A 21289-nucleotide genomic window follows, 5' to 3' on the forward strand; every position below is an offset into this window, starting at 1 on the left:
TTCAGTCAGCGGTGAGCCTTTTCCACTTCTTGCGTGACAAGTAAGGCAGATACCCTTACTGCAGGCTGATCTCATGTCTTCCTCTACATTTACGTTGACCCCTTTAAGCCGGGCGCTTCGCCATGTCGTGTTCGGTACAGCTGTGCTGCTTGGCAGCGTGCCGCTGATGGCAATGGCGCAAACGGTTGCTCAGGCTGAGGTGAGCCGAACGTTTCATATTGCCCCCGGTCCGCTGGAGGCCGCCCTCAACCAGTTCGGCCAGACGGCGAATATCATGGTGGCGTTCAGTCCCGATCTGACGACGAACCGCACCACTCAAGGGCTGGAGGGTGAATTCGGTATTTCCGAAGGGTTGAGCCATCTGTTGGAGGGGAGTGGGCTTGAGGCCGTCGCGCAGAAGGGTGGCTATAGCCTGCAACCCGTTGCTGTTCCGGCATCCGCCACTAACGATGAGGGGGCAGCAGCCAACCTGGAAACCCTGACCGTGGTAGGTGACTGGCTGGGTGATGCGCAGCAGCAGGATGTATTCGAGCATCCAGGGGCACGGGATGTGATCCGCCGCGATGAATTCGAGCGGGTCGGCGCTTCCACGGCGCGCGAAGTGCTCAACCGGATTCCCGGTGTGAATGCGCCGGAAAACAACGGAACCGGCAGTCATGACATGGCACTCAACTTTGGTATCCGAGGCCTCAATCCGCGTCTCGCATCCCGTTCGACGGTGTTGATGGATGGCATCCCGGTCCCGTTTGCACCCTATGGCCAGCCACAGTTGTCCTTTGCACCCATTTCCATGGGCAACATGGATGCAGTCGATGTGGTGCGCGGTGGTGGTGCAGTTCGCTATGGCCCGCAGAACGTGGGCGGTATCGTCAACTTCGTGACCCGTGCCATTCCTGACGACTTTACCGTCAAGGGCGGCATCCAGAACGAACTCAGCCCGTCTTCAAGTCATGACGGTATCAAGACCAGTGGCAACCTGCTCATTGGCGGTACGGGGGAAAACGGTCTGGGTGGCGCCTTGCTGTATTCAGGCGTACGGGGCGGTGACTACCGTGAGCACAGTGATACGCAGATTGATGATCTGATCCTCAAGGGTAAATACCAGCTCGATGACGCCAACAGCTTTACGGCGATCGGCCAGTACTACGAGGGCGAGGCAGAGATGCCGGGTGGCCTGTCGGTTGCCGATTTCGACAGCAACCCGTACCAGTCCACACGTCCCCTGGATAAATTCTGGGGCCGTCGTACCCTGGTCGGCCTGGGGTATCAGTACGAAGAAGACGCGCGGAAGTTCACGGTGAATACGTTCTTCACCAAGACCCTACGCAGCGGTTATCTGGATCAAGGTACATTCCAGTCGCTATCGCCCCGCGAGTACTGGGTGCGTGGGGTGGAAACCCGGTTCTCCCAGGGCTTTTCCCTAGGCGAAAGCTGGCATGAGCTGGGCATCGGCTACCGCTATGTCAACGAGGCCAGTCACGAGCTGCGATATCGTGTACCGATAACCTCCACAGAGCGGCCATCCACGTCCAGCCGCAACGATCGCGACACCCGCGGCAGCACCGAGGCCAATGCGTTCTATATCGATGACCGTATCGACATCGGCAAATGGACGTTTACCCCAGGTATTCGTTACGAGCTGATCGACTCCGAGCAGGTCAACAAGCTCAACAATACGCCTTATAAAGGTGACTACCACGCCTCGCTGCCCGCGTTGAACGTGATGTATCACGTAACCGACACCTGGAACCTGTATGCCAACACAGAGGGCTCGTTTGGTTCGGTCCAGTACAGCCAGATGCCGAACCGGGTTGCTGCAGGTGAGGTAAAGCCGGAAAAGGCGCGCACCTGGGAAGTGGGTACTCGTTACGATAACGGAACCCTAAAGGCGGAGTTGGGAGCCTTTCTTATCAATTTTGATAACCAGTACGACAGCAGTCAGACGCTGGATACGGTTATCGCTCGTGGCAAGACACGCCACCGCGGTCTTGAGGCCAGCGTGGCTTATCAACTAGAAGACCTGAGCCCGAGCCTGGCCGGATTCGATGTCTACGCAACCTATGCCTACGTGGATGCCACCATTCGTGAAGAGGGGCCAAACAAGGGTAACCGGGTACCGTTCTCGTCCAAACACAAGGGTACGCTGGGCGTAGGCTACACTCACAATGCCTGGCGCCTGGATCTGGACAGTGCCTTCCAATCCAGCCAGTACGCCGATAATGCCAATACGGTGGAGGAGAGCTCCGATGGCAGCAACGGCCGTATCCCTGGCTACATGACCTGGAACAGTCGTGCGGCTTATGACTTTGGTTCGCAACTGTCCAACCTGAAAGTAGCGGTCGGGGTGAAGAATATCTTCAATACCGAGTATTACACCCGCTCCTTTGACGACAACAACAAGGGCAAATACCTGGGGCAGCCGCGTACCGTCTATCTACAGACATCGGTCGCATTCTGAGACGTCTGTAACAGAGGCCTGTCAGGTTAAACCAGCAGGCCTTGCAGGATGTCCAGCGTATCTGCTTCCTCAACAGGCTTGTCGTGACGCCAGCGCAGCATGCGCGGGAAGCGCACGGCAACGCCGCTCTTGTGCCGCGTGGACAGGGCTATGCCTTCAAAACCCAGTTCGAATACCAGTGTTGGCTGGACGCTGCGTACAGGGCCGAATTTCTCGACAGTAGTCTTGCGCACAATGGCATCCACCTTGCGCATTTCTTCATCGGTCAGACCCGAATAAGCCTTGGCGAAAGGTACCAGGGTACGCTCGGTGCCCGGCGGGCCATCCCAGACGGCAAAGGTGTAGTCGGTGTATAGGCTGGCGCGTCTGCCATGGCCGCGCTGGGCATAAATCAGTACCGCATCCACCGAGAACGGGTCGACCTTCCATTTCCACCAGACGCCCATGTCCTTGGTGCGTCCCACCCCATAAAGCGAGTCCCGGGCCTTTAGCATCATGCCTTCCACCCCGAGCGTGCGGGAGGCCTCCCGCTGGTGGGCAAGGTCCTGCCAGCTTTCACCGGCAAGAAGGGGGGAGGGGCGTAAAAGAGGACTGTTGCACTGTGCGGTGACCGCTTCGAGTTGCGCCCGACGCTCATGCTGCGGGCGGCTGCGCCAGTCATGGCCTTGCCATTCCAGCAGGTCATAGGCCAGGATGACTACAGGTACATCGTCGAGCAGCTTCTTGCTCAGGGTTTTACGACCGATGCGCTGCTGCAACAGCGCAAAGGGTTTGACGCCAAACGGAATAGGCTCGCCGGGCGCGTGTTCGGCCTGCTGGTGGGTGACCTCTTTGCTGCTCATCAGCAGGTCGGGGCTTTCCTCGTCTTTCCAGACGACAATTTCACCGTCAATGACAGTGCCGTCCGGCAGGTAGGCTGCGAGCGCGTGCAATTCGGGAAAACGATCGGTGACCAGATCCTCGCCCCGAGACCAGATCCACAGGCGCCCGTCGCGTTTGACCAACTGCGAGCGGATGCCGTCCCATTTCCATTCCACCTGCCAGTTCTCGACAGGCCCCAGCTGGGCATCGAATTGATCGACGGGTAGCTGGAGGGCATGCGCCAGGAAAAACGGATAGGGCTGCCCGCCACGCTGGGCATGTTCATCGTCCGACTCGGGAGCGATCAGCGCAAGGTAAGCTTGAGCAGTAGGACGATGGGACAGGTCCGTATAGCCCACCAGACGCTGGGCTACGCGCTTGGCATCCAGGCCTGCCATGGTTGCGAGCGCGCGCGTAACCAGCAGCTTGGATACGCCAACTCGAAACTCGCCGGTAATAAGCTTGAGGCTGACCATGAGACTGGGCCGGTCCAGTTGCGACCACAGCTGCGGCAGGCGCTCAGCCAGTTCTTCCGGCGCAAGGCCACGTAAGGGCAGAAGCCGCTCCTCCATCCAGACCGCCAGACCTTCATCCGAAAGATGCTCGGCGGTAGGAATAAGCAGCGACATCGTTTCTGCCAGATCGCCTACCGCCTGATAGTTCTCCTCGAACAGCCATTCCGGAAGGCCCGAGGCGGCAATCGTCAGCTCTCGAAGCTGGCGCGTGGGCACCGTTCGCCGCGGGCGTCCGCCGGCCAGGAAATAAACGGCCCAGGCTGCATCGGCAGGCTCGGCCTGGTTGAAGTAATCCTGCATGGCCTGGAGCTTGGCATTGCTTGAGGTTGTTGCATCCAGGCGGGCATAGAGATCGGCGAAGGCTTTCATCATGGTCTCGCTTTCTACACAGCGTTCAGAAGCAATCAGTAACGGGCCGCTCGCGAGCCTCTGTTAATCCGATATCGCTTCGCTGTTGTTATGAGCCTGTTATGGGGAAAGGAGTTCGTGATGTGGTGTGTTCCTGTTCCACCGTCCGGTTTATCAGGCGACGTGGAACAGGAGGACCACTGCAGCCTTCTAAGTGATTGTCTGACAATGAGGTTGCAGTAGATGGGCCAACATATCCGCTTCATCTGGATCGCCTGCCGGGACAGTCTCTGGTTTATCCCGATGGTCATAGCGCTCCTGGCGGCCGGATTGGCCGTGGCGCTCGTGTCCTTGGAGCGCCTGGGTATCATCAATGCAGGTGATCGGCTGGTATGGCTGGCGGGCAGTACAGGGGAGGGCGCTCGCTCAGTGCTGTCGGCAATTGGAACCAGTGTGGTAACGGTCACGGGCACGGTCTTTTCCATCATGATCGTTGCACTTCAGCTGTCCAGCAGTCAGTTCTCGCCGCGTCAACTCAGAAATTTCACCTCTGACCGAGTCAATCAGGTGGTTTTGGGGGTGCTGATTGGGACCTTCACGTATACCTTGATTGTCATGAGCATGATCCGCTCGGCCTCGCCCTCATCCGCACCCTTTGTTCCGCAGATCGCTATCGCGCTGGGCATAGTGCTGGCGTTGGTCAGCGTTGGTTTGATCATCTACTTCATCGATCACGCCTCCCGCTCCATGCAGATTGCCGTCATCCTGCAGCAGGTGACTCACCGCGCCAACGAACAGATTAAACAGGCCTTCGCGCCTCTCGATGAGCCTCGGGCCGAGCCCGATGCGTATGTGAGCGAGGCGCTGGATAAGAATGGGTATCCTTTGTGTACGCAGCGGGGAGGGTATCTGCAAGCTATCGACCGCAAGGGGCTGCTCAGGCTGGCACACAAGCAGAGTCTGGTGGTTCGTGTGGAGCACCGCACCGGCAGTTTTATCCTGCCCGGTGATCCAATCGCCTCTATCTGGCCTGCCGAGGCGGTTGATGCAACTGTCATGGCGGAGCTGAGAAAGAAGTTCATTCTTGGATCGGATCGTACGCCCGAGCAGGATATCGAGTACTGGCTGATAGAAATGGCAGATATCGCGATCAAGGCGTTATCGCCTTCCATCAATGATCCTACTACAGCATTTCGAGCCATTGACCGGCTTTGTGAAACACTGGTGTTCCTGGGGCAGCGTAAGCCTTGCTGGACACATTGCGGTGACGACGGAAAGATTCGGTTGATCGAACGCCCTCTGACATTCGAGTTGGCGGTAGGGCTTGCATTTGAGCAGATCCACCACTTTGGCCAGACCAATCCTTCCGTGCTCAAAAAGCTGGCCGACTCTGTGAATGCATTGATAAAGCGGGTTCCACATGACGAACGGGTCGCCTTGATTCGATACACTCGCTTGCCCGATGATATTTCGCTGAAGCATTGATTGGTACGAGCAAAAGGCGCACGGGCATATTCTTTTCACTTAGGTGGACTTCTCGTTGTTGGGCTCGTCGTCTTCATCACCGTATTCCGTGGTAAAGCCTTGGGCATCCAGTCCCTGTTCGCGAAGGTAGCGCACCAACACTCCCACAGAGCCATGGGTCACCATGACCCGTTCAGCCCCTGTCTGCTCAATGGCCCAGAGCAGGCCAGGCCAGTCGGCGTGGTCGGAGAGTACAAAACCACGGTCCACGCCACGACGCCGACGCGTTCCACGCAGCATCATCCAGCCGCTGGCGAAGGCATCGCTATGCTCGCCGAATCGGCGAATCCAGGTGCTTCCGCCAGCCGAGGGCGGCGCAATGATCAGGGCCTTGCGCAGAAGAGGGTCGTTCTTCTTGAAGTCACCCGCATAGTGGGTATCCGGGATGTACACACCGCCTTCACGGTAGACCCGATTGAGCGGTTCCACAGCGCCGTGAGTCAGAATAGGGCCGATACTCGCATCGATTCCGTGCAGGATGCGCTGTGCCTTGCCGAAGGCGTAGCAATACAGCACGCTGGCGCGGTCTTCCGCTGCATTCTGCCGCCACCAGGCATTAATCTGCGCAAAAATCTCTGCCTGCGGCTGCCAGGTATAAATAGGCAGGCCAAATGTGGATTCGGTAATGAAGGTGTGGCAGCGCACGGGTTCGAAGGCGTCACAGGTGCCGTCCGGTTCTACCTTGTAATCCCCCGACGCTACCCAGACCTCACCCTGGTATTCCAAGCGGACCTGGGCTGAGCCCAGAACATGCCCGGCCGGATGAAGGCTGATCTTGACGCCATGGTGATCGATGACTTCGCCGTAGTGCAGCGTTTGCAGATTGATGTCTTGCCCCAGTCGAGTGCGAAGAATGCCTTCGCTGGGTGCTGACGCCAGATAATGTTGATTCCCCCCACGTGCATGATCGCCATGGGCATGGGTAATGACGGAGCGTTCGACGGGGCGCCAGGGATCGATATAGAAATCCCCTGGAGGGCAATAGAGACCTTCGGGTCGGGCAATGACAAGATCCATGGTGTCGCTCGGTTCGCTCTTGATGGGCTTATCTAGTAAGAGCGGAGCGGGGCGGATCAGTTCGAGCGGGCTGCGCTCGCCTTGTGACCTGAAAGGGCAGGCCTAAATCACCGGCTCTGCGCGGGAGGTGTCCGACCTATAGCAACCGTGGCGTTCCAGCAGCTCAGGAACCTCGGAATTGGGCACCGCCCGGCTGAAGAGGAACCCCTGACCGAATTCACATCCTGCCTCGCGTAGCCACTGGACCTGATAGTCGTGTTCGATCCCTTCGGCAATGGATGGCATGTTCAGACCATGCCCCAGCCCCAGCATGCAGCGCACAATCTTGTCATCCTTGTCATTGATGGCCATGGAGTCGATGAACTCGCGATCGATTTTCAACTTATCAAAGGTAAAGCGGCTGATCTGCGCCATGCTGGAATAGCCCGTGCCAAAGTCATCGACAGCGACCCGTACGCCCAGCTCCCTTAGCAGATCCAGGTTGAGCTTGGCCTGCCGGATATCCTTGACGATGGCGGTTTCGGTGATTTCGATTTCCAGCTGCGAGGCCGCAAAGCCGGTCTCAAGCAGAATACGTTCAATGCGGTCCGGCAGCAGAGGATCGCGCAGGTCGATCGCGCTCAGGTTGAAGGACAGATAAATGCCTGTCGGCCAGTATTTGGCATCGATACAGGCTTTTCGCAGGAGATAATCCGTCAACTCGGTCATCAGGCCGCTTTCCTCGGCCGCTGGAATGAATTTGTCGGGAACAATGGAGCCATGAATTGGATGGTCAAGGCGAGCCAGGGCTTCGAAACCGGCAATGGTCATTCCATCCAAGGCAACGATTGGCTGGTACTCAGGCCGGACGTAGCCGTGTTCGATGGATTCGCGCAATGCCTGAGCAATCATGGATTGCTGTTCCAGCATATGATCCTGGGCCATGTCGAAGAAGCGAATGATGTTCTTGCCGCTGCGTTTGCCCTGGTAGAGCGCAACATCGGCGCGACGAAGCAACGTACTGATGTCCTGCCCATCATTGGGGTAATGGGAAACGCCAAATGTGGCCGCCGTCATCAGTGCAGTCGAACCATGGACCATCGGGGTTGCAACCAGACCCGCCAGTCCTTTCAGAATGGCGTGGGCTGCGGTCTCGCTCTTGGCGGAATGCAGCAGAACAGCAAACTCGTCTCCACCCAGGCGGCAAATAAAGTCTCCTTTAGGTAGAGCCGTAGCCACACGCTGCGAAATCTCTTCGAGCAACCGGTCGCCGGTAATATGGCCGTAGATATCGTTGATGGCCTTGAACCCATCCAAGTCGAAAATGGCTAGGAAGAAGGGCTCTCGCGTGCCGCGTATCGCTTGTGCGAAATGCTCATTCAACGCGCGGCGATTCGGCAGGTGCGTGAGGTTGTCATGATTGGCCAGGTGATAGGCCTCTTCCTGCGCCTGCTTGCGTGCTTCGATTTCCTTGCGCATATCCGCGATGCGACGGAATCCGAAGAAGAAGCCGCACCACCCAATGATGATAAATGCCGTTATGCATTCGTCGACTTGCCAGTGTTCGTGTCTGGAGCTGAAGACTACGAGATGCTCGAAGAAATCACATTCGATCATCACGACAAGCAGTAAGACACCCAAGGCAATGATGCCGGCAACGTCTCTGAAATGCCTTTTATGCAGTGAGTAGAAAAAGGTCTTCAGAGACATGAGCAGCTCGGTAGCAAGATCGAACAAGGGGCAGGGCCTGGGACTGAGGTGAAGTCCTTGTCGTGTTATCGACGGCAGGCTGGCAAAGTTGATAGTAGCATTATGCTACGAATATAGTCTTTGAATGTCTAAAGTGACTTGAAGTTAAAGGCTCGCCTGCTCAGTGACGAGCAGGCGCTTTCTGGTCACCCTGCAAGCGTCTTCTGAACAGGCTCAAGCGGCAGACGAAGCGCCTCGGCAGCAGACGCTACCTCGCCAATTACAAGAATGGCTGGGCTCTTGAGCTGAAAGAGGGCTGCATCGGCTAACAGGGTTCCCAGTGTGCTTCGGCATTCCCGCTGTTCCGGCAGGGAGGCGTTTTCGATCATGGCGACCGGGGTAGAGGCAGCCATCTGGCCTGCCAGGAGCCCCTGCTGAACATCGTTCAGTCGCGAAACGCCCATATAGATGACAAGGGTCGTGCCACTTCGGGCCAAGGCGTCCCAATTCAATGAGCTGTCATCCTGGGTATGGGCTGTGACCAGCGTAACGCCACGGGCAATGCCGCGATGGGTCAGTGAAATGCCGCAGTTCGTCGCGCCTGCAAGACCGGCAGTGATGCCGTTAACGATTTCGCTTTGAATGCCATGGTTCGCCAGCCATTCGGCTTCTTCACCGCCTCGGCCAAAAATGCACGGATCGCCGCCTTTGAGGCGCGCCACGACCTTACCCTGGCGTGCATAACGCAGCATGAGGCGATGAATGAACGCTTGAGGCGTTGAGCGGCAGCCGCCCCGTTTGCCTACCTTGATGATGTGTGCATGCGGGCAATGCTCCAGCACGGCAGGATTGACCAAGTCGTCAATCAGGACTACCTGTGCCTCGCCCAATGCGCGAACGGCCTTGAGGGTCAAGAGTTCTGGATCACCTGGGCCTGCACCGATCAGCCAGACTTTTGCATTCATGAACATACCCTCGTGTTCTACTCAATCAGGACAAACAAAAAAGGCGCACCCGCTGTAACCAGCAGGGACGCCTTTGTCCGGTTCTGTTCGGGCCTTGAAGGCCTCTTCAGAAAATGCCGCACTCGCCGTTGAGCGCCGCATCCTATGTCAGACAAATCAGTGCAGTGATTATGCCAAGTATTGAAAGTGGGTGTGTAGAACACTTTTCATCATGATCATGAGTGTCCATTACCGTGTTCTTGCACAGGTTTAGGTACTAGCGCACCTAAACGGTGCGCCTTATTGCCGATGTTTCAGAGATGGACAGGTGTACGTGCCAGCAAGCGCTTGATCTCCGGAACACAGGAGCCACACTGCGTACCACAGCCCAGCGACTCCTTCAGCCCGTTCAGGTCAAGCCCTTCAGCGATACCGCCGCGAATGGCGGCTTCGCTGACATTCATGCAGTTGCAAAGCGTTTTGCAACTAACCCCGGTCTGGCTGCCAGGGGGCGTGCTGAGGGGCGCCAACAACCAACGGCGCAGGTCCTGATCCGCTCGACCTTCTTCCCACAGGCTCTTGAGCCAGCGCCGTGCTGCTGTTTCACCTGTCAGGCAGAGCGCGGTAATACGGCCCGCCTCGATACGAACCCGCTTACCCACCTGGCGGCGCGCATCGTCATAGGCCATGACCGGTCCGTCCAGCAGATTAAGGCCGTTATAGATCTGTGCAAGCAGAGCCTTGTCGGGTGACTCTCCATGTGCAGCGCGAATAAGCAGGGCCGGACGGTCGCGGCCAGTCAGGGTAAGACTGGCATGGCTAAAGGTTTCAAACAGTGGGCGCAGGGTTTCGAAGCGCATTTGTACATGGCCTTCTACCAGTGCGTACAGCTCCCAAGGGAGTTCTACCCTTTCCACTTCAATGCCGGCATGTTTGAGCTCCGGTTGCTTGGAGAGCGGATCGAATTCCGAGAGGGTGAGGGCATTGATACCGAGCCCTTTGAGAAAGCGATCCCCCCAGTGCATAGGCAGGAACGCTTGACCCGGTCTGATGTTCTCGTCCGACTCGACACGGACCAGAAGACTGCCGCGACGGCTTTTGACACGGGTCAGCTGGCCGCTCATCAGCCGACGGCGGCGCATATCGTCCGGGTGCAGGGAGAGAAGCGGCTCCTCCACATGGCTGAATAACCGCGCCGCCGTGCCGGTACGGCTCATGCCATGCCATTGGTCACGTAGGCGGCCAGTATTGAGGGTCAGTGAATAGCGGGCATCACGCTTCTCTTTCGGCGCGGCGTACTCGTCGGCAACAAAGCGTGCCCGCCCCGATGTTGTGGGAAACACACCGTTTTCATACAGGCGGGGCGTGCCCTGGCTGGCGCCGGTGGGAAACGGCCATTGTTGGGGCCCATGGGCATCGATCAGCGAATAGCTGATACCGGAAAGGTCCAGGTCACGTCCTGTGGTCAGATGTTTATATTCCTCGAAGAGCGCTTCAGGTGTCGGGAAGGCGAATCGGCTGCTTTGCTCAGGGTACAGGCGGCTTTCCAGTCGGCGGGCAAAGTCAAGGGTGATGGCCCAGTCCGGGCGTGCTTCACCCGGTGCGGAGATGGCGCGGCGCACATGGCTGATGCGTCGCTCGGAGTTGGTTACCGTTCCTTCCTTCTCGCCCCAACTGGCCGCAGGAAGCAGCAGGTCGGCATAGCGACAGGTTTCGGTCGTGAAAAAGGCTTCCTGAACCACTACGAATGGGCAGCGGGCCAGGGCTTCATGAATTTTGGCCTGATCCGGTACGGACTGAGCCGGATTGGTGCAGGCAATCCAGAGTGTCTTGATTTTGCCGCTGTGCACCGCATCGAACAGTTCGATAGCCGAAAGGCCGGGCGTTTCAGGCAGCGCGTCGATACCCCAGTAAGCCGCGACCTCGCTACGGTGAACAGGATCGGCTACCTCACGATGACCAGGAAGCAGGTTCGACAGGCTGCCGGTCTCACGTCCTCCCATGGCGTTGGGCTGGCCGGTCAGCGAGAAGGGACCGGCACCGGGTTTGCCGATCTGGCCTGTTGCCAGGTGCAGGTTGATCAAGGCTGAGTTCTTGGCCACGCCTGCAGTGGACTGATTTAGCCCCATGCACCAGAGCGACAGAAACGCGGGCGACTCGCCAATCCATCGGGCGCAGGTCGTCAATGCCTCTACGGTAATGCCGCACAGCTCTGCCACCATGCTGGGGTTATAGTCTCGCACCAACGCTTTCAAGGCATCAAACCCCTCGGTATGGGCATCGATATAGCGACGGTCGGTCCAACCCTCCCAGAGCAGCAGGTGCAGGATGCCGTGGAAGAGCGCAACATCGGTACCCGGCTGAATGGCCAGGTGCAGGTCGGCCAACTCGCAGGTGTCAGTACGGCGCGGGTCGACTACAATGATTTTCATGTCGGGTCGCTGGGCCTTTGCTTCTTCCAAGCGTCTGAACAGGACCGGATGGGCATAGGCCATGTTGCTGCCTGCAATCAGCAGGGTCTGTGCGTGTTCGATATCCTCATAAGAGCAGGGTGGCGCATCGGCTCCCAGGCTGCGCTTGTAACCGACCACCGCGGATGACATGCATAGCCGGGAGTTGCTGTCGATGTTGTTGGTACCGATCAGGGCACGGGCCAGTTTGTTGAAGGCATAGTAGTCCTCGGTCAGCAGCTGGCCGGAAATATAGAAGGCCACGCTGTCCGGGCCATGCTCGCGGAGGGTGTCGGCAAAGACGGTGGCAGCGTGGTCAAGCGCGCTGTCCCAATCGGTCCGGCTGCGTGCCAGCGTCTTGCCCAGGCGTAGTTCGGGGTAGAGCGCACGTGCATCCAGATCGCCGGTCAGGTGCAGCGTAGCGCCTTTGCTACAGAGCCTTCCGTAATTGGCTGGATGAGCCGGATCGCCCGTCACATTCAGGATGCGAGTACCGTCATGTTCGATCAGCACGCCACACCCTACGCCGCAATAACAGCAGGTTGAAGCAGTGATCTGAGTAGCAGCGCCATCACGCGGCTCGTGAGGATGGATGGTCATGGTGTGCTCCATTCTGTTCACGCGGGCCCGGCGGCGAGCCAGGTCAAACGATTAGGCGGCAGTCGTGCTGGCAATGATGTGAGCGCTGCGGCGCGTCTTTTCCAGAGCGAGATAGACGCGTCCGTCTTCTACTCTGACCGGATACCGGTGGGCGCACCCTACATCCGGGGCCAGGGCTTCACCGGAGTCGAGAGCGATCTGCCAGTTGTGCAATGGACAGGCCACGGTCTTGCCAAAGACGATGCCCTGAGACAACGGGCCGTGCTTGTGCGGGCAACGATCATCCAGGGCAAAGACATCGTCAGAAGACGTGCGGAAGAGAGCAATGTCGCCTTTGGGACCTTCGATGACCCGGGCGCCCAGTTGAGGGATATCGGTCAATGCGCAGATGTTCAGCCAGTTCATGAGGTAATCCTGTTCAAGTCGCGTAAAAGGGATACGCGATGGGTCGCTCCGTAGGAGGGTGGTGAGCGAAGCGATACCCATCGATCAAGAGACGTCTATAGCGCCGCCACCGGAATCCGTTCGAATTCCTTCTTGAGCGCCGTCTGTTCGATGCGCGCCTTCCAGGGGTCCTGCTCCAGCGACAGGGCGAACATCAGCTGTTGATAGAGGGCTTTGCGCCGCTCAGCATCGTCCAGAATGGCTGTCTTGATGTGCTCAAGGCCCACGCGCTGCATGTAGTGCACGGTCCGTTCGAGGTAGAAGGCCTCCTGGCGGTACAGCTCGATAAAGGCCAGGCTGTACTCCATGACCTCTTCAGCCGTTTTCACCTTGGTAAAGAATTCGCCAGCTTCAGTCTTGATGCCGCCATTACCACCGATATACAGCTCCCAGCCGGAGTCCACACCAATGATGCCCACGTCCTTGATACCGGATTCGGCGCAGTTGCGCGGGCACCCGGAGACGGCCAGCTTGACCTTGTGCGGTGACCACATGCCGAACAGGGCATGTTCCAGATCAATTCCCATCTGGGTCGAGTTCTGGGTGCCAAAGCGGCAGAACTCGCTGCCCACGCAGGTCTTTACGGTGCGGATGGATTTGCCATAGGCATGGCCGCACGGCATGTCCAGATCCTTCCAGACCCCGGGCAAATCCTGTTTCTTGATACCCAGCAGGTCGATACGCTGACCTCCGGTGACTTTCACCATGGGCACCTTGTATTTGTCGGCCACGTCCGCGATACGACGCAGTTCCGCTGCGCTGGTTACGCCGCCCCACATACGGGGAATAACCGAATAGGTGCCGTCTTTCTGAATGTTGGCGTGTGCGCGTTCGTTGATGAAGCGGGACTGCGGATCGTCCTTGGCTTCGCTCGGCCAAGTGGAGATCAGGTAGTAATTGAGTGCCGGGCGGCAGGTGGCGCAGCCATTAGGCGTTTTCCAGCCCAGGGCCGTCATGGTTTCGGGAATGGTCGTCAGGTGCTGTTCACGGATGGCCTGACGAACGAAGCCATGGGTATGGTCAGTGCAGTTACATACCGGTTTTTCGCTCTTGGGCTTTACATCGGCCGCACCGCCCACCGTATTGATCAGGATCTGCTCCACCAGACCGGTACAGGAGCCGCAGGAGCTGGCCGCCTTGGTGTGTTTTTTCACCTCATCCACGGAGAGCAGGTTGTTTTCAGTGATGACCTTGACGATAGTGCCCTTGCAGACGCCGTTGCATCCGCAGACCTCCATTTCGTCGCTCATCAGCATGGCCTTGTCCTGCCCCTGATGGCCCGCATCGCCTATGGCATGCTCGCCAAACATGAGCAGGTCACGGATTTCGCTGACGTTGTGATTCTCACGAATCTGGCGGAAGTACCAGCCGCCATCTGCCGTATCGCCGTACAGGCACGCGCCGACGAGAATGTCATCTCTTATCACCAGTTTCTTGTAGATACCGCCAATAGGATCGGAGAGGGTGATCTCCTCACAGCCTTCACCGCCCATGAAGTCCCCGGCGGAAAACAGGTCGATGCCCGTGACCTTGAGTTTGGTAGACGTCACCGAGCCGTGATATTCGGCGGTGCCCTGAAGGGCCAGATGATTGGCACACACCTTGGCCTGTTCGAACAAGGGGGCTACCAGGCCATAGGCAATGCCTCGGTGCGCTGCGCATTCTCCTACGGCGAAGATGTCCGGATCTGAGGTGCGCATCGTATCGTCGACGGTCAGGCCGCGGTTACAGGTCAATCCGGCTGATTCGGCCAGCGTGTAGTTGGGACGAATGCCGGCAGCCATCACGACCAGATCAGCAGGTATTTGATCACCATCGGCGAAACGAACGGCGCAGACACGACCGTTGCCGTCATCGAGCAGCTCGGCGGTCTGCTTGGGCAGCAGAAAGTTGAGGCCACGGCTTTCCAGGGCGGTCTGCAAAAGGTTGCCAGCCGTCTTGTCCAGCTGGCGCTCCATCAACCAGTCACCGATATGAACGACGGTGACGTCCATGCCGCGTAGCTTGAGGCCGTTGGCCGCTTCCAGACCCAGGAGGCCACCGCCGATAACCACTGCGTGGCGATGCGTGGCTGCCGTATCGATCATGGCTTGGGTATCGGCAATGTCACGATAACCAATTACACCCTCCAGATCCTTGCCCGGAATGGGCAGGATGAAGGGGTTGGAGCCGGTAGCAATGATGAGTCGATCATACTCTGCCACGGTGCCGTCTTCGGCTATGACGCGGCGGTTCTGGCGATCGATTTCCGTAACCCTGCGATTGAGATGCAGCTCGATAGCGTGCTCGGCGTACCAGTTGAGGTCGTTCAGGACGATCTCCTCAAAGGTCTGCTCACCAGCCAGAACGGGGGATAGCAGGATGCGGTTGTAGTTCGGGTGTGGTTCTGCGCCAAAGACCGTTACGTCATACAGGTCAGGGGCGAGTTTGAACAGTTCTTCCAGGGTGCGTACCCCAGCCATGCCATTACCGATCAGTACCAGCTTGAGCTTTTTCATCAGGCGTCTCCGCAAGCTGCCCACCGGGCGTGCTTGAAATCGAGGCAACAAAAAAGGCGTCCCGCACATGAGTGCGAGGACGCCTTTGTCCGGTCCCGTTATCGGCCTGCATAGGCCTGTCGGGGAGCGCTGCCGTTCGCCGTTGAAGGCTGCGCTTGATGTCTGCCTAGAGATTAAGCAGGGGACGTGCCAAGAATGTAACTGCCTGACCTGGCTCTATTTTTTGTCAGGAGATCCTGACTATTCTGAGCTTTTGTGCACCACTTTGAAGCGCATTGCACACTATCCGTGCGAACTTTCCTTGATAGGCGTGACGTTCTGCGTGCTGGACGCTGGCCGATCACTGACCCAATTAACCTTGGGGAAAATACGGTGGAAAGGTTTGGGCATAGGCTCGATGTGCTTTTCGCGATAGTTGTAAAAGACAAAACCGCACTTGGCGAGCGCAATGGTGGTGTCGGTATCCGGCCGAGTAATGCGGAAGATGATATCGCCCCCGTATTTATTGAAGTCCATGACCCCAATGTCAAATTGCAGCTTGTCCCTTGCAAAGGCTTCAGCCAGATAAACGGTCGCAAGATCCGTCACCATGGTACCAATGCCATCCTCGGCACCATCCCGGATACCGTAGTAAAACATGAAGCGTGTACGAGCTTCTGAAATCATGGAAATCATCGACTCGTTACTCAAGTGGCCACCGGCATTGATGTCGGTACTGCGGACCGTTTGATGGGTAGTAAAATAAAACTGGTCGCTTGGAAGATTGAGTTCGATGCGGGCCATGAGGAGCTCCCTATGATCTTCTTATTGAGGGTTATGCTTGGAGCTTAGCAAGCATGCCGTCTGGAATCACGGTTCCTTCTCTCTTTTACACCCTTGAGGGGCAGTTTGAGAAGCAATTAAGTGAAACGTTTTTACAAGGCTTTCTTCACGAAACGTTGACGAGCCCCTCACCACACTTTTGTCATCTTATTTCAAGAGTTGTACGAGATGCTGAAGTTGAGACCGGTTCGTCCCGAGTGGCTCACGCTGATCGTGAGTGCGGCTTTCCTGATTTTTTACAACGTTCCACTGTGGACTCACCTGCTCGACGTGGTAACTCCTCTCGATATGAAGGGTGTGCTCACCTTGGGCGCAGTGGCTGTTCTGTTCCTGGCAGCCTTCAACCTGATCCTGACCTTGTTCGCCTTTCGCTGGATCTTCAAGCCTCTACTGAGCGTACTCTTTCTGAGTGCCGCAGGGGTTGCCTATTTCATGAACCAGTACGGTGTCCTGATCGATACCGAGATGCTCCGTAACACGCTGGAGACTGACACGGCCGAAGTGGTGGATCTGCTGTCATTCAAGCTGGCTGCCTATCTGCTCCTGCTCGGCGCGCTGCCGGTCTGGCTGCTCTGGAGGACACCGGTTCAGTATCGCCGGTGGCCGCGCGAGCTGTTGAGCAAATCCATTGCCAGCGGTGTAACCGCCGTGGTTATGGTCGGCGTAGCCATGCTCAACTATCAAAGCCTGTCTTCCCTGTTCCGTAATCACCACGAGATCCATATGCAGCTGACGCCCAGCAACTCTGTGGGTGCCTTAATCAGCTATGTCCATGACGCGACGGCCAAACCCAAGGGTCCGCTGCGCGAGATCGGTACGGACGCCGTACGCATGGCTCCCGTTAGCGCTAGCGCGCACAAGACATTGACCGTTCTAGTCGTTGGGGAAAGCGCACGAGCCGACAACTTTGGCCTGGATGGCTATGGCCGCGATACAACGCCGGAGCTGCGCCAGGAGGAGGGCGTGATCAGCTTTACCGACATGCATTCCTGCGGCACCGAGACGGCAGTATCCGTACCCTGCATGTTCTCCAATCTGACCCGCGCGCATTACAGCGACAGTGTGGCCAAGAGTCAGGAGAACCTGCTCGATGTGCTTAAGCGGGCTGGATATGACGTGATCTGGCGCGACAATCAGGCCGGCTGCAAGGAAACCTGTAACCGTGTGGCCTTCGAAAGCCTGACAAAGGCTCAAGACCCGGCATTCTGCAGCGATGGCGAGTGTCATGATGAAATCCTGCTCAAGGATATACAGGGCATCATTGATCACATGCAGCGCGACACCGTGCTGGTGCTCCACCAGATGGGCAGCCACGGCCCGGCCTACTTCAAACGCTACCCGGCGGCCTTCGAGCACTTCACCCCGGTATGCAAGAACAACGAGCTGAGCCAGTGCTCACGGGAAAGTATCGTAAATGGATATGACAACACCATTCGCTACACCGATCATGTCCTGGCGAGCCTGATCAATACCCTGCGTAACAACCAGGACAAGGTGAGTACCGCCATGTTCTACCTGTCCGATCATGGTGAGTCATTGGGTGAGTACAATGTATTTCTTCATGGCATGCCGTACGCCGTAGCGCCGGATCAGCAGAAGCATATCGCCAGCGTAGCGTGGTTTTCTCAGCCGTATCAGCAGTCGATGGGTGTGAATAGCCAGTGTGTAGCGGTCCACCGGAATGACTCGCTCAGCCAGGACAACCTTTTCCATTCCATGTTGGGTCTCCTGCGTGTCCATACCCAGGTCTATAACCCGGAATTGGACCTGTTTGCCAGCTGTCGTCAGTTCTCGGGTGCAACTGTGGCCAGCACGAGTCCATCATCGCAACCGTTAGCAAGCAAACTCAATTGAAGCAGATAAGCAGCTGGCCTTTAAAAGGCCAGCTTGTCAGGTCGCTTAGTGCCGATACAACCAGAGCAGCACAACGGCGAGGTTGATCAGTAACGAAACGCAGGCCACTGTACGCCAGAATTTCAGTGGTTCGCGCTCCAGCAATGCCTTGGGCGGTAATGCAGGTTGCCGCTCGCCTTGCTCCAAAAGTAATAAGGCTTCCTCTGCCGTCTCGAAACGCTGGGCTGGATCGACCGCTACACCGCGCAGTAACCAGTCATTCAGCCAGAGCGGTACGTCGTGCCGATAGCGCAGCACACGTTCCGGCTGTTGAAAACGCGGTCGCTGGAAGGCTTCTATTTCTCCGTAGGGATAATAGCCTGTCAGCAGGTAATAGAGCGTAACACCTACTGCAAAGAGATCCTGCTGTGGCCCTGGTGCGGCACCTTCGAATGTTTCGGGCGCCAGATAGCTGGGCGTACCCGGCACCGCGCCCTCGCATTCATGGGAAAGGCCAGGGCAATAGGCAAGGCCAAAGTCCAGTAGCCTGAGTTCGCCATCATCGCCCCGGTGCAGATTCTCGGGTTTGATATCCCGGTGCAGAATATTGCGCCGATGCAGTTGACCCAGAGCGCGCAGAAGGCGGGTTGCGGTATCCAGCCACTCGCCAAGCGGAAATGGACCGGCCTGTTTGAATTGGACAGCCAGCGTGCGGCCCGGGTATTCACGCTGTACGTAATACAGGTGCTGACGTTGAGGCAGTGGATGCAGTTCGACAAAAGCCCTTCCGGCGACGCGGCGCAGAAACCACTCCTCCATCAGGAGCGCCTGCATGGCCTGGGTATCACCTTGCTGACCTGGGGCGAGAGTCTTGAGCAGCCAGGGCCGCCCGGCACTGTCACGCACGCGATACAGCCAGGACTGCTGAGAGATCGCCAGGCGCTGTTCGACCTGCCAGCCCTCGAACATCTGGCCCTCTTTGAGTCGTGGCGGAACAGGCCAGCCCGCTACCTCGGCGAGGGCATCCGCCAAGGGTTTGTCAGGCAGGGCGTCAACACGTACCAGTAATGCACTGGCATTGTCCTGACTGCCCGCCAAGTGGGCTGCGTGGATCAAGGCATGGGCCGCTGACATGGGGTTGGCTTCATCCAACAATATACGTCGTATAGCTGCATCACCCAGGCAGGCCCAGACTCCATCACTGACCAGCAGGAAGCAATCACCGATTTGCAGATCACCTTCATGAAAGTCCACGATCAGATGAGCTTCCAGCCCCAGAGCACGTGTCAGAACATGTTGCATGCCGGGCTGCTGCCAGACGTGGTCTTCTGTCAGACAGGAGAGTGTCTGGCGTCGAAGGTGATAGGCTCGACAATCGCCTACATGGGCAAGGGTATAACGATGTCCTCTGAGCACAAGGGCCGTCAGCGTTGTCAGTAACGGTTGGCCTTGGGTCCCGGCTTGTAACCAGCGGTTCTGTGCCAGGAGCAGACGATCCAGTGACTGTGCAATAGGCCAGGTTTCGGGCGTTGAGTAATAATCCATCGCCAGCGCCTGTACAGTTGAGCGGGCAGCCAATCCGCCGTCGGCACAGTGGCTTACTCCATCGGCCAGGGCAAACAAATGTCCCTTGCTGAGTGCTAGAGCGGGAGCCGGCGTGACGCTACGCAGGGCGTCCTGGTTTTCCGGTCGTGGACCGGTGGCCGTGGCTTCACCGATGCTCAAGGTAAGGGGCATGGATTCGATCAGGAAGTAGAGAGGTTATAGAAGCGAAATGCCCGTCGTTTGACGGGCGTTTCGAGTTAAACGCGTGCGGCAGACACGGCCGCCGATCCCCAGGTGGTTCTCCAGCGTCGTTTCACACTCAGCAGGCCAAACCAGGCCAGTACGCCCAAGCAGGCGAATAGCCAGAGGCCCAGTTGATAATCACCGGTGGATTGCTTGATGGCACCAAGGCCCGCCGTCAGGACAAAGCCTCCGATACCGCCCGCCATACCGATCAAGCCAGTCATGACGCCGATCTCCTTGCGAAAGCGCTGCGGCACCAGCTGGAAGACCGAGCCATTGCCTGCGCCCAGGCTCAGCATGGCGACTACGAACAGCCCCAGGGCGGCCGTTGCACTGGGTAGATGGAAGCCTACTGCGGCAATACAAACAGCTGCCACGGTATACATGCCCAACAGGCAGCGGATACCGCCAATCCGATCAGCCAGCGCGCCACCCAGCGGCCGCATCAGGCTACCGCCAAAGACGCAGGCAGCGGTGTAATAGCCGGCAACGACGGGCTCCAGGCCATATTGGTCATGAAAGTAACCCGGCAGGGTACTGGCAAGGCCGAGGAAACCACCAAAGGTCACACTGTAGAAAAACATGAACCACCAACTGTCCTGATCACCCAGGGCCTTGGCATAGTCGGCTAGTTTCTTCGGCGCAGGCCGCTGCGGTGCATTACGTGCAAACAGTACAAAGAAGATGAGCGTAGCGACCAGCGGAATCAACGCCCAGCCAAAGACGTTGGTCCAGCCAAACAGTTTTGCAAGGCCAGGAGCGAACAGCGCCGCGAAGACCGTTCCCGAGTTGCCAGCACCTGCAATGCCCATGGCCTTGCCCTGATGCTGCGGCGGATACCATTGTGAGGCCAGCGGTAGGGCGACGGCAAAGGAAGCGCCGGCAAAACCCAGGAAGAGTCCCAGCAGCAGAGCCTGCTTGTAACTGTCGATACCCATCTGCCACGCCACGAATAGCGCCGCGATAACGGCGATCTGGCCAATAATGCCAGCGGTCTTGGGCGAGAGCGTGTCAGCCACAAAGCCGAGGATCAGACGCAGCACGGCGCCTGCCAGAATGGGCGTGGCGACCATCATGCTGCGTTGCTGAGTCGTCAGTTGCAGGTCGGCCGCGATCTGCACGGCCAGCGGGCCAAGCACGTACCAGACCATAAAACTCAGATCGAAATATAGAAACGCGGCGAACAGGGTCGGCGCATGGCCGGCTTTCCAGAAACTCGTGTTCATTCGTGCACCTCGTAATCAACGATGTACCCGCCACGCGGCAGGGCCTCAGTTCGAACATCACAAGGCGAACGCGCCTGACGTGCGTTGTGAAATGCCAGGCATTCAGCACAACCGCGGAGCGTCCACCCGCCCCGGGCATTGGGGCAGAAACGACAAAGGCGCCACGTTGCCCTCTGCCGGAGCAGGAGCAACGCGACGCCTTTGTCGTAGGTGGGTAACCGCCGTTGGCTACCGTTACGGATGGATTAGCAAACGCCACGCCAAGTCAGCAAAGCGCTCTGGCCTGCGGTTTT

Annotated in this window: 13 protein-coding genes; 3 read left to right on the forward strand and 10 right to left on the reverse strand. The window is 57.8% G+C overall.

What is annotated here, in order from left to right; all coding sequences use genetic code 11:
- Window positions 1-73: 73 nt before the first annotated feature.
- Window positions 74-2458, forward strand: coding sequence for a TonB-dependent Fe(3+) dicitrate receptor FecA (fecA, locus tag QWJ10_RS06550; protein WP_289924874.1), 2385 nt, complete (start codon window positions 74-76; stop codon window positions 2456-2458).
- A 26-nt stretch (window positions 2459-2484) separates the two neighbouring features.
- Here the strand turns inward: fecA and QWJ10_RS06555 are convergent, their stop codons facing one another.
- Window positions 2485-4203, reverse strand: coding sequence for an ATP-dependent DNA ligase (locus tag QWJ10_RS06555; protein WP_289925074.1), 1719 nt, complete (start codon window positions 4201-4203; stop codon window positions 2485-2487).
- Between the two features lie 222 nt (window positions 4204-4425).
- Here QWJ10_RS06555 and QWJ10_RS06560 point away from each other — a divergent pair, with 222 nt between their 5' ends.
- Window positions 4426-5667, forward strand: coding sequence for a DUF2254 domain-containing protein (locus QWJ10_RS06560; protein WP_289924875.1), 1242 nt, complete (start codon window positions 4426-4428; stop codon window positions 5665-5667).
- Between the two features lie 39 nt (window positions 5668-5706).
- Here the strand turns inward: QWJ10_RS06560 and QWJ10_RS06565 are convergent, their stop codons facing one another.
- The 7 genes from QWJ10_RS06565 to QWJ10_RS06595 all read right to left on the reverse strand — a co-directional run bounded on the left by QWJ10_RS06565 (window position 5707) and on the right by QWJ10_RS06595 (window position 16110).
- Window positions 5707-6723 carry a ligase-associated DNA damage response exonuclease gene (locus tag QWJ10_RS06565; protein WP_289924876.1) on the reverse strand — a complete coding sequence of 339 codons (1017 nt, stop codon included), beginning with the start codon at window positions 6721-6723 and terminating at the stop codon, window positions 5707-5709.
- A gap of 102 nt (window positions 6724-6825) precedes the next feature.
- Window positions 6826-8412 (reverse strand): EAL domain-containing protein, encoded by a 1587-nt coding sequence (locus tag QWJ10_RS06570; RefSeq protein ID WP_289924878.1) that lies wholly within the window; start codon window positions 8410-8412, stop codon window positions 6826-6828.
- A 185-nt stretch (window positions 8413-8597) separates the two neighbouring features.
- Window positions 8598-9356 (reverse strand): uroporphyrinogen-III C-methyltransferase, encoded by a 759-nt coding sequence (gene cobA / locus QWJ10_RS06575; RefSeq protein WP_239381065.1) that lies wholly within the window; start codon window positions 9354-9356, stop codon window positions 8598-8600.
- A 293-nt stretch (window positions 9357-9649) separates the two neighbouring features.
- Window positions 9650-12385 (reverse strand): nitrate reductase, encoded by a 2736-nt coding sequence (locus QWJ10_RS06580; protein ID WP_289924882.1) that lies wholly within the window; start codon window positions 12383-12385, stop codon window positions 9650-9652.
- Between the two features lie 51 nt (window positions 12386-12436).
- A complete protein-coding gene (gene nirD / locus QWJ10_RS06585) occupies window positions 12437-12790 on the reverse strand; it encodes a nitrite reductase small subunit NirD (RefSeq protein ID WP_010794994.1) in 354 nt (117 codons plus the stop codon).
- Between the two features lie 95 nt (window positions 12791-12885).
- Window positions 12886-15327, reverse strand: coding sequence for a nitrite reductase large subunit NirB (gene nirB / locus QWJ10_RS06590; RefSeq protein WP_289924883.1), 2442 nt, complete (start codon window positions 15325-15327; stop codon window positions 12886-12888).
- Window positions 15328-15609: 282 nt separating this feature from the next.
- Window positions 15610-16110: a thioesterase family protein gene (locus QWJ10_RS06595; protein ID WP_074823733.1), complete on the reverse strand. Its 501-nt coding sequence runs from the start codon at window positions 16108-16110 to the stop codon at window positions 15610-15612.
- Window positions 16111-16317: 207 nt separating this feature from the next.
- On the opposite strand from QWJ10_RS06595, the gene QWJ10_RS06600 reads away from it, so the two are divergent.
- Complete coding sequence (locus QWJ10_RS06600) at window positions 16318-18003, forward strand: phosphoethanolamine--lipid A transferase (protein WP_289924884.1); 1686 nt, start codon at window positions 16318-16320, stop codon at window positions 18001-18003.
- Window positions 18004-18048: 45 nt separating this feature from the next.
- On the opposite strand, the gene QWJ10_RS06605 is transcribed toward QWJ10_RS06600, so the two are convergent.
- Both QWJ10_RS06605 and QWJ10_RS06610 read right to left on the reverse strand, forming a co-directional pair.
- Window positions 18049-19719 (reverse strand): bifunctional protein-serine/threonine kinase/phosphatase, encoded by a 1671-nt coding sequence (locus QWJ10_RS06605; protein WP_289924886.1) that lies wholly within the window; start codon window positions 19717-19719, stop codon window positions 18049-18051.
- 65 nt (window positions 19720-19784) lie between these two features.
- Entirely contained in the window at window positions 19785-20996 is a 1212-nt protein-coding gene (locus QWJ10_RS06610) for a nitrate/nitrite transporter (RefSeq protein ID WP_289924887.1), read from the reverse strand.
- Window positions 20997-21289: the final 293 nt, after the last annotated feature.

Origin of the sequence: Pseudomonas sp. WAC2 (assembly GCF_030403525.1) — a bacterium.
GTDB lineage: Bacteria > Pseudomonadota > Gammaproteobacteria > Pseudomonadales > Pseudomonadaceae > Chryseomonas > Chryseomonas luteola.